The sequence below is a fragment of the Pengzhenrongella sp. genome (assembly GCF_036565025.1).
In the GTDB taxonomy this organism is placed as follows: Bacteria; Actinomycetota; Actinomycetes; order Actinomycetales; family Cellulomonadaceae; genus Pengzhenrongella.
Map to the genome: position 1 here is coordinate 1 of NZ_DATCNW010000028.1, position 8,359 is coordinate 8,359.

8 protein-coding genes and 1 tRNA gene are annotated in these 8,359 nt (G+C 71.0%); 6 read left to right on the top strand and 3 right to left on the bottom strand.

Going from position 1 to position 8,359, the window contains the following annotated elements; translation table 11 throughout:
• The 5 genes from VIM26_RS01500 to VIM26_RS01520 all read left to right on the top strand — a co-directional run.
• Positions 1-563: prephenate dehydrogenase dimerization domain-containing protein (locus VIM26_RS01500; protein ID WP_331948542.1), on the top strand; the 563-nt coding region annotated here is incomplete at its 5' end.
• A 14-nt stretch (positions 564-577) separates the two neighbouring features.
• Positions 578-1,336, top strand: coding sequence for a (d)CMP kinase (gene cmk, locus VIM26_RS01505; protein ID WP_331948543.1), 759 nt, complete (start codon positions 578-580; stop codon positions 1,334-1,336).
• Positions 1,333-2,061 carry a lysophospholipid acyltransferase family protein gene (locus VIM26_RS01510; protein WP_331948544.1) on the top strand — a complete coding sequence of 243 codons (729 nt, stop codon included), beginning with the start codon at positions 1,333-1,335 and terminating at the stop codon, positions 2,059-2,061. The genes cmk and VIM26_RS01510 overlap by 4 nt, the downstream gene beginning before the upstream one ends.
• 26 nt (positions 2,062-2,087) lie before the next feature.
• Complete coding sequence (der, locus tag VIM26_RS01515; protein ID WP_331948545.1) at positions 2,088-3,617, top strand: ribosome biogenesis GTPase Der; 1,530 nt, start codon at positions 2,088-2,090, stop codon at positions 3,615-3,617.
• Positions 3,614-4,678 (top strand): hypothetical protein, encoded by a 1,065-nt coding sequence (locus VIM26_RS01520; RefSeq protein ID WP_331948546.1) that lies wholly within the window; start codon positions 3,614-3,616, stop codon positions 4,676-4,678. Before der ends, VIM26_RS01520 begins: the two co-directional genes overlap by 4 nt.
• A gap of 9 nt (positions 4,679-4,687) precedes the next feature.
• Here the strand turns inward: VIM26_RS01520 and VIM26_RS01525 are convergent, their stop codons facing one another.
• The 3 genes from VIM26_RS01525 to VIM26_RS01535 all read right to left on the bottom strand — a co-directional run bounded on the left by VIM26_RS01525 (position 4,688) and on the right by VIM26_RS01535 (position 6,219).
• A complete protein-coding gene (locus VIM26_RS01525) occupies positions 4,688-5,356 on the bottom strand; it encodes a hypothetical protein (RefSeq protein ID WP_331948547.1) in 669 nt (222 codons plus the stop codon).
• Positions 5,343-5,705 carry an excisionase family DNA-binding protein gene (locus tag VIM26_RS01530; protein WP_331948548.1) on the bottom strand — a complete coding sequence of 121 codons (363 nt, stop codon included), beginning with the start codon at positions 5,703-5,705 and terminating at the stop codon, positions 5,343-5,345. The genes VIM26_RS01525 and VIM26_RS01530 overlap by 14 nt, the downstream gene beginning before the upstream one ends.
• Before the next feature lie 232 nt (positions 5,706-5,937).
• Positions 5,938-6,219, bottom strand: coding sequence for a ribbon-helix-helix protein, CopG family (locus VIM26_RS01535; protein WP_331948549.1), 282 nt, complete (start codon positions 6,217-6,219; stop codon positions 5,938-5,940).
• 580 nt (positions 6,220-6,799) lie between these two features.
• Here VIM26_RS01535 and VIM26_RS01540 point away from each other — a divergent pair.
• Positions 6,800-6,873, top strand: a tRNA-Pro gene (locus VIM26_RS01540).
• The last annotated feature ends 1,486 nt before the right edge of the window (positions 6,874-8,359 follow it).

Here is an 8,359-nt window from a genome sequence, read left to right on the forward strand (position 1 = left end):
CGGTGATCTCGCACGTCCCCCAGGTGGTCGCGAGCCTCGTCGCCGCGCGGCTGCGGGACGCCCCCGCCGGTGCCCTCGACCTGTCCGGGCAGGGCCTGCGGGACGTCACGCGGATCGCCGCGAGCGACCCCGCGCTGTGGACCTCGATCCTGGCCGCGAACGCCCGCGAGGTCCGCGACGTGCTGGTTGACCTGCGCACGGACCTCGACACGGTGATCGACGCGCTCGCCGTCGCCGGGGCATCGGACGCCACCGGCGACGCGGCCCTGGGCGTACTCGCCCGCGCGATCGCGCAGGGCAACGCCGGCGTCTCCCGGATCCCCGGCAAGCACGGCGGCACCCCGCGCGAGTACGCGATCGTCACCGTCCTGGTGCCCGACGCGCCCGGCGAGCTCGCCCGCCTGCTCACCGACGTCGGCGCCGCCGGCGTCAACCTCGAAGACCTCCAGCTCGAGCACGCCTCGGGCCGGCCCGTCGGGATGGCCGCGATCTCCGTGCTGCCTGCCCGCGCCGAGCACCTCCACACCGAGCTGACCGCACGCGGCTGGCGGCTCGCCAGCTGATGGGACCCACAACGATGCACGCCCCGCTCTTCGACAACTCCACCGACACCGCTCGCCCGACGCTCGCGACCCCGCTGGTCGTCGCGATCGACGGCCCGTCCGGCTCCGGCAAGTCCACCGTCTCGCGCCAGGTCGCCGCCCGGCTCGAGCTCGCCTACCTGGACACCGGCGCGATGTACCGCGCCGCGACCTGGTGGTGCCTCGAGCGCGGCGTCCCGCTGGACGACACCGACGCGGTCGCGGCCGAGGTGCACGCCCTGCCGCTGGTGATGGGCGTCGACCCCGCCGCGCCGACCGTGTACGTCGGCGGCACGGACATCGGCGAGGCGATCCGCGAGACCCGCATCTCGGCCGCCGTCAGCGCGGTGGCGACCAACCTCGCCGCGCGCCGCGAGCTGGGCCGGTTGCAGCGCGCGGCGATCGCGGCCGAATCGTCGCCGTCGTCGTTCTCGGGCGGCCGCGGCATCGTCGCCGAGGGGCGGGACATCACCACCGTCGTCGCGCCCGACGCGGACGTGCGCGTGCTGCTGACCGCGAACGAGACGGCCCGCCTCGCCCGGCGCGCCCTGGAGGTGCACGGAACGGACGACGCCGCCGCGCTCCACGCCACCCGCGACCAGGTGCTGCGCCGCGACGCCGACGACTCGACCGTCGTGCAGTTCCACGTCGCCGCCGACGGCGTGGTCACGGTCGACTCCTCCGAGCTGGACCTCGAGCAGACCGTGCAGGCCGTGCTCGACGTCGTCGTGCGGGTCGGCCGGGCGAGCGCGTGAGCGTCGACTCGCGCGCCGCCGTCGGGCAGCCCGCTGCCGCGAAACGCGCCCCCAGCGACCTCGAGCCGGCGTGGTCGCGCTGGCTCGGGAACTTCCTCGCGCACGGCGTCTGGGACACCCGGGTGACCGGCGCCGCGAACGTCCCAGCGAGCGGTCCGGTGCTGCTCGCCGCGAACCACACCGGCGTGATCGACGGCCCCATCCTGGTCGGCGCCACGAGGCGGCCGGTGCACGTGCTGGTCAAGGCGGAGATGTTCGCCGGCCCGATCGGGGCGTTGCTGAGCAGCGCGGGGCAGATTCCGATCGACCGCGACGTCGGGCGCCCCGCGCTGATGAGCGCGCTGGCCGTGCTCAAGGCCGGGGGAGTCGTCGGGCTGTTCCCCGAGGGCAGCCGAGGCCGCGGCGACGCGGCGAGCGCGCGGGCCGGCATCGCGTGGCTCGCGCTGAACGGCGCGGCGCCGGTCGTGCCGGTCGCGATGCTCGGTACCCGGCGCACCGGCGAGAGCGTCGGGCACGTGCCCGGGATCCGCCGGCGCCTGGTCGTGGAGTTCGGCACACCGATCCTGCTGGAGCGGGCGCCCGGGGTGTCCGGGCGGGACGCGCTGGAGGACGCGAACGAGGCGATCCGGGTCGCGCTGGGCGCGATCGTGGCCTCCGCGACGGCCCGCACGGGGCTCGTTCTGCCCACCGATTGCCCCGCTGACGCCGAGGCCGGTTCGGAGTAGGCCGCCGATACTGGGAGGATAGGGGCATGAGTGGAACAGAACTGCCCCTGTCCGACGAGGTCGAGCCGGATCTGACGGCTCCCGTCGTGACGGACGACGGCGTCTCCGCCGACGATACAACGAGCGAAGAGATCCGTGAGCGGGCGCTTCGCGCCGGCCTGACCCAGTACGAGCTCGAGGACGACGACCTCGCGCTGCTCGAGGGTGAGCTCGACGCCGACGGCCTGCTGCCGGGCGTGCCGCTGCCCGTGCTCGCCGTCGTCGGACGCCCCAACGTGGGCAAGTCGACGCTGGTCAACCGCATTCTTGGCCGTCGTGAAGCGGTCGTCGAGGACAAGCCGGGGGTGACGCGTGACCGCGTCTCCTACGCCGCCGAGTGGGCGGGACGACACTTCACGGTGGTCGACACCGGTGGCTGGGAGGTCGACGCCAAGGGCATCGCCGCCCGGGTCGCCGAGCAGGCCGAGATCGCGATCTCGCTGGCCGACGCCGTCCTGTTCGTCGTGGACGCCCAGGTCGGGCCCACCGCGACCGACGAGCGGGTCGTGCGCTTGCTGCGCAAGGCCGGCAAGCCGGTCGTGCTGTGCGCGAACAAGGTCGACGGCCCGAGGGTCGAGGCGGACGCCACCGAGCTGTGGAGCCTCGGCCTCGGCGAGCCGCACCCCGTGTCCGCCCTGCACGGGCGCGGCACCGGTGACCTGCTCGACGCCGCCATGCGCGCGCTGCCGAAGGAGTCCCAGTTCGGCAAGGCGATCCCCGGCGGCGGCCCGCGCCGCGTGGCGCTCGTCGGGCGCCCCAACGTCGGCAAGTCCTCCCTGCTCAACAAGGTGCTGGGCTCGGACCGCGTCGTCGTCGACGACGTCCCGGGCACCACGCGCGACCCGGTCGACGAGCTCGTCATGCTCAAGGACAAGCCATGGTGGTTCGTGGACACCGCCGGTATCCGGCGCCGCGTGCACCAGACGTCCGGCGCCGACTTCTACGCCTCGCTGCGCACGCAGGCCGCGATCGAGAAGGCCGAGGTCGCCGTCGTGCTCGTGGACGCGAGCGTGAAGATGACCGAGCAGGACACCCGGGTGATCACCCAGGTCGTGGAGTCCGGGCGCGCACTGGTCATCGCGTACAACAAGTGGGACCTGATGGACGAGGACCGCCGCGCGTACCTCGAGCGCGAGATCGAGAAGGACCTCGTGCAGGTCCAGTGGGCGCCCCGGATCAACTTCTCGGCGAAGACCGGCTGGCACACGGACCGGCTGGTCCCGGCCCTGGAGCGGTCGCTGGCCTCGTGGGGCACCCGGATCTCGACGGGGAAGCTCAACGCGTTCCTCGGCGAGCTCGTCGCCTCGCACCCGCACCCCCTGCGCGGCGGCAAACAGCCCCGCATCCTGTTCGCCACGCAGGCGGCCACTTGCCCGCCGCGTTTTGTGATCTTCAGCACGGGGTTCCTCGAGGCGGGGTACCGGCGGTTCATCGAGCGTCGCCTGCGCGAGACGTTCGGGTTCGAGGGCACGCCGATCGCGATCTCGGTCCGGGTGCGGGAGAAGCGCCGGCGGTGACGTCCGCGGCGGGGGGCGAGGTTCGGCGCGGGTCTGTTGCGCACCGTCGCCTTCTGCTGCGGTGGGGCCTGCCGCGCGATCCGGCCGCAGGGATGCACTTCGCCGGGTTCCTGGTCGCCGCCGTGTCGACGGTGCTGTTGACGCGCGGCTTCCTGGCGCTTTCCGGCTATCCGCAGATCGGTGGCGGCGGGCTGCACATCGCCCACGTGCTGCCCGGCGGGCTGCTGATGGCACTGGCCGTGGCCGTTCTGCTGTCGTTCGCCGGCCCGTTGGCGCGGCCCGTGGGGGCGCTGCTCGGCGGGATCGGCTTCGGGCTGTTCATCGACGAGGTCGGCAAGTTCGTCACGTCCGACAACAACTACTTCTTCGCGCCGACGGCAGCGCTGATCTACGTCGTGATGGTCGCGCTCGTGCTGGTCGGCGAGGCGCTGCACGGCCGCGGGGGGCGCGATCCCGCCGAGTCCCTCGCCGGGGCCGTGGACCTCGCTGCGGCGGGCGTCGCGGGCGGTTTCAGTCCCCGTGCCCGATGGCGAGCGCACGCGCTGCTCTCGGCGGCCGGGGACGTGACAGGGGCCGACGAGGTGCGGGCGCTGCTGGCGGTCGTCGAGGAGGACGCCGAGGAGCTGCCCGACCCGCTGGGTGCCGTCTCCGGGTTTGTTGTGGGCGCGAGCCGGCGGGTGGTCCGGGCACCGTGGGCGCCGTGGATCACGATCGTCGTGCTGACCGTTACCGGGGCCTTGACTGTGGGCCGGGGGATCGCCGCGTGGGTTGCCGGGGCGCACGCGCCCGGGTACGTCGTGGTCGGGATCCTGGTCAGCGGGGTCGTCTCGTTCGGGTGCTCCGTGGTGGGGCTCGTGCGGGTGCGCGCGGACCGGCGGCGCGGGTTCGTGTGGTTCCGGCGGGCGGTGCTCGTCGCGCTGCTGGTGACGCAGATCTTCCTGTTCCGGCTGGACCAGTTCGCGGCGGTGAGCGGGCTGGTGGTGGACCTGGTGGTGCTCGGGCTGGTTGCGGCCGAGCTGGACGTGATGGCGGGGGAGCGGCGGACTGGTTCCGCGGCCTGAGGGCGTTGTCTACCGAGCCGCTCGGCACTTCTCGCACAGCCCCTGCGTGAGTTCCGCGCCAGCGTGGTTGACGGTTTCGCACCGCAGGCAACGCCGGCCTCGGAAGGTCACGGCAGGCGGCTCGTGCGGCGAGATCTTCGGTTCGACGTCGTACAGCCCGGCGTGCGCGGCGAACAGCAGCGGATGTTGCTTGGCGATCGCTGCGTGTACCTGCGGGCCGGTTCGTCGCGGCTTGGTCTGGGTTGTGACGAAGGTTGCGATCGCGTACGCGTAGCCCTTGGCGGACATGCGCTCGGCCAGGAACAGGTCGGGGTTGACAGCCGAGATCCCCACGCCCGCGAGGTCGGGTTCGGCGAAGTCGTCAACGTCCTCGGTCACGAGATACCGCGCACCGGCGGCGACGGCGTCCGCAAGGATCTGCCGGTCCGCACCTCTGGTGGCGTCGAACTTGTGCCCCACCTCGCCGGTTGGCGTGAGTTCGACACCGTACCGGGCGCGGACGGCGCTTGGCTTGGTCACTCGATCCCGCAGGTGTCGTTCCGCCTCGGTCTCGGCCGTCTGGCTCCACACGGCGAGGTAACCGCTGGGCACACCACCGATCATGAGCAACGTGCGGGTGACGGGCTTGGCGATGACGTTGGCATCGAGGAAGACGACGGTGGGCTCACTCGTCGCCAAAGAGGTCCGCCTCGATGTCGTCGGCCACGACCGTGACCATGTCGGTCATCACCTGGTCCCAGTACCGCTCGAACTCTTCGTACGGGATGCGGTTGCGGTTGCCGACCTTGACAGCGCGGATCTGCCCCGCCTTGATCTTGCGCGAGATCGTCGAACGGGACACGCCCAGCGCCTCGGCCACCTGCTCTGGCGTCAGCATCCGCCGGCGAGAGGTCACCGTCACCGTCTGCCCCGAGGCGGCGGCCTCACGCACATACTCCGCCAATTGCTGCAACCAGCCGGGCGCGCCGACGGTGGGTGCGCTGCGGCGCACGTCCTCCGGGTTGATGGTCAGCGGCACCTCAGTCATGACATCAGGCTACCGCTTCTTGCACACTCAGCACAGTACATCCGTGCAGAAAGCCCACCATCATCGGAGGTCGAGGTTGCGGCTGGTGTTCCGATCCCCGGCCTATGGGCACAGGTGAGCAGATTGAGGTACTGGGGCCGGGCGTTCATCGCATGGATGAGCAAATCGCTGCCGGAATCGAAACGCAGGACGACGAGCTCAAGTAGGCGCCCCGCCGGGTCGAAGCCAAGCCTCAGCTGGCGGGCGGGGCTGTCGTCGTCGATTGTGCCCAGGCACGAATGGCAGCCCGGATTGCCTCCGACCGACTCACATGCTCTCGCTCGGCGCGCGCAGTCAGCGCGGCGAGCAGGTTCGCGTCGATGCGCACCGGCACCACCGCGCCAGGACCATCTCCGACGCTCGGGCGCCCACGGCGGCGCAACTTCTTCACTTCGTACCCGGCCTGGGCCTCATCGGACCATGCCTGAATCTGCGCTTCAGAAACCTGCCGTCCGCCGATCGCCTCCTCACGCATGTGAATATCGTAATACGAAATGCAAACTCACGTCGAGGTCCAGGTCCCGCTCGGTGTTCGAGTTCAAGACGGCAGCGAACTGCCGCACCCTTCGGCCCTCGTGCCGGGCCCGGTCGAGCCTCGCGGTAGTCGGAAGCCTCGTCCTCGGGCGGCCCGTCCTCGACCTGCATCCGGCACGTCCAGGTGCGTGTCGGTCAACGCGATCGGGAGCACGCCGGGGCCGGCCGCAACCGGCACAGACTGGTGCTCGGCTGGGCCGGACCCAGAGGCCGCGACCTTCCCAGTTTGCGGACGTCAACGCTGCGCTGAACCTGGCGCAGTACGGCAGGAATGAACTCAGGGTCGCCGCGAGTGGCGCGGAGATCGAAAACGGACGTGGAGCCGACCGTAAGACCGGGCCTGCCCAGCAGGTGGCCGTGAAGCGTCAACCCGGCACCGCGTCAGCGGGCCAGACCGGGACCGTCCCCTCGCGAGACGGGACAGCGGCATGAGCGCCAACGAGCACTCACTCGCTACGGCCGGTCAATGACAGGGCCACGGCGAGCGTGCGGTAGTGTTTCCGTCGGCCCTCCGGGGCCGGCGGGCTGTAGCGCAGCTTGGTAGCGCACCTGACTGGGGGTCAGGGGGTCGCAGGTTCAAATCCTGTCAGCCCGACAGTGTTTATGCAGGTCAGAGGCTTGAGCAGGGCGTCGTCGGAAGTTTCGGCGGCGCCCTGACCCCCATTGCTGACCCCCATAGTCCCGCCCTATGACCCCTTGACCTTGCGGTCCCCGTTCGTCGTCGACATCGTGACCTCGGTAGGCGGTGACAAGTCTGGGACGTGACCCCGGTTCGTGGCTGACCGTGGGGCGTTGTCGGGTGCCCCCGTTTCGGCGGCGACGGGTATTCAGCCGCGCGGACGGGGCCTATCGTCCAGCCAACGCAAGTACCGGTCGCTAGCGTTGGTGCCGCTGGCGGTTCGGGCAGGGGGCGCCGGGCGGCCGGGGGCGGGAACCTGGCCCCCGAGATCGACATCGAGGACGAGCGGACCGCCGTCGACCTCGGCGCCGGGGCGAAGGCGGGCTCGCGCAGCGAACTGCGCGCGCGGCGCGCGGTCCCCGTGGACGACTACGAGCCGGACGAGACCTGGTGAGCGTCGCCGAACGGTCAGGCCCGGTCCGGTAGCGACGTTCACCGGTCTGACGGACGCTGTCGGGACTCTCGGATGCACTCCGGCACCGCTCGGCCGCGGCACATCGAGGATCAGTGAGCCGAGCTCCGCCGGGACGTTTCCGCTACCCGCTCGGTGCCGCACCGGCGGCGATACTGCAGGTCGGAGCGCGAGCTTCGATGCGCGACGCCGGTTATGCTTCCGCAGTCGCCCCAGCCCGAGGAGATCCACCGTCTCGCCGCAGTCATTCGATCTCGACGCCTTGCTTGCGCTCAAGGCGCAGGCACAGGATCGGGCTCAGCGGCGCCGTCGAGTCTTGAACTTGCCCCCCTCCCTTTGCACACAGTGGCGGGTGAGAACTGGCCCGTCTGTATGCGCATCTCCTGAGCGCAAATCTGCACGCTGCCCATGTTGGTCGTCGTGGTCTGGCCGTTGGCGGAGCAGAAGATGCCGAGGACGCCGGGCTGGCAGCGCGTGACGTGTCTAGTGCTGGCGACTCCCCGCTAACGCCGTGCTTGAGACGAGCCTCCTGCGGTTCAAGTCCCGGGCCGCGAGACTGAACTCGATGCTAGGTGATTTGCAGGCACCGATCGCACAGTCTTCGCGGTCGTTGTCGTTGCCGCGATCATCGCCTATGTCATTGCACAAGCCGGCTGATGGCCCGACGATCTCGCGCGCCTCGCGGCATCGATCGGCGTCAGCGGCGAACTTGGCCGGGCCGATGGCGACGGATGGGTGCCGGCCCTCGAGTAGCCGCCTTTGCTTCTCACCGTGTCCGCGCGCATTCCGTCAAGTCCGGGCGAGCGGAGCCACCCACAACCCGGAATGAGCGGACACTTCGGCGGGGGGGCAGGGTCTCGTCAAAGTCGTGTTTCAGCAGGTGAGGAGTAGTTTCGCGGGTCGGGCGGCGTCTCTGGCGTGATGTCGGGTGGCTTTCGCGATGTTGTTGGTCCCGCTGAGGCGGATCAGGCTGATGGCGGTCGAGCGCAG

Excerpts from the sequence above, each read along its gene's own strand:
- VIM26_RS01535 (WP_331948549.1), bottom strand. The coding sequence starts at position 6,219 with ATGCGTGAGGAGGCGATCGGCGGACGGCAGGTTTCTGAAGCGCAGATT.
- der (WP_331948545.1), top strand. The coding sequence starts at position 2,088 with ATGAGTGGAACAGAACTGCCCCTGTCCGACGAGGTCGAGCCGGATCTG.
- VIM26_RS01530 (WP_331948548.1), bottom strand. The coding sequence starts at position 5,705 with ATGACTGAGGTGCCGCTGACCATCAACCCGGAGGACGTGCGCCGCAGC.
- cmk (WP_331948543.1), top strand. The coding sequence starts at position 578 with ATGCACGCCCCGCTCTTCGACAACTCCACCGACACCGCTCGCCCGACG.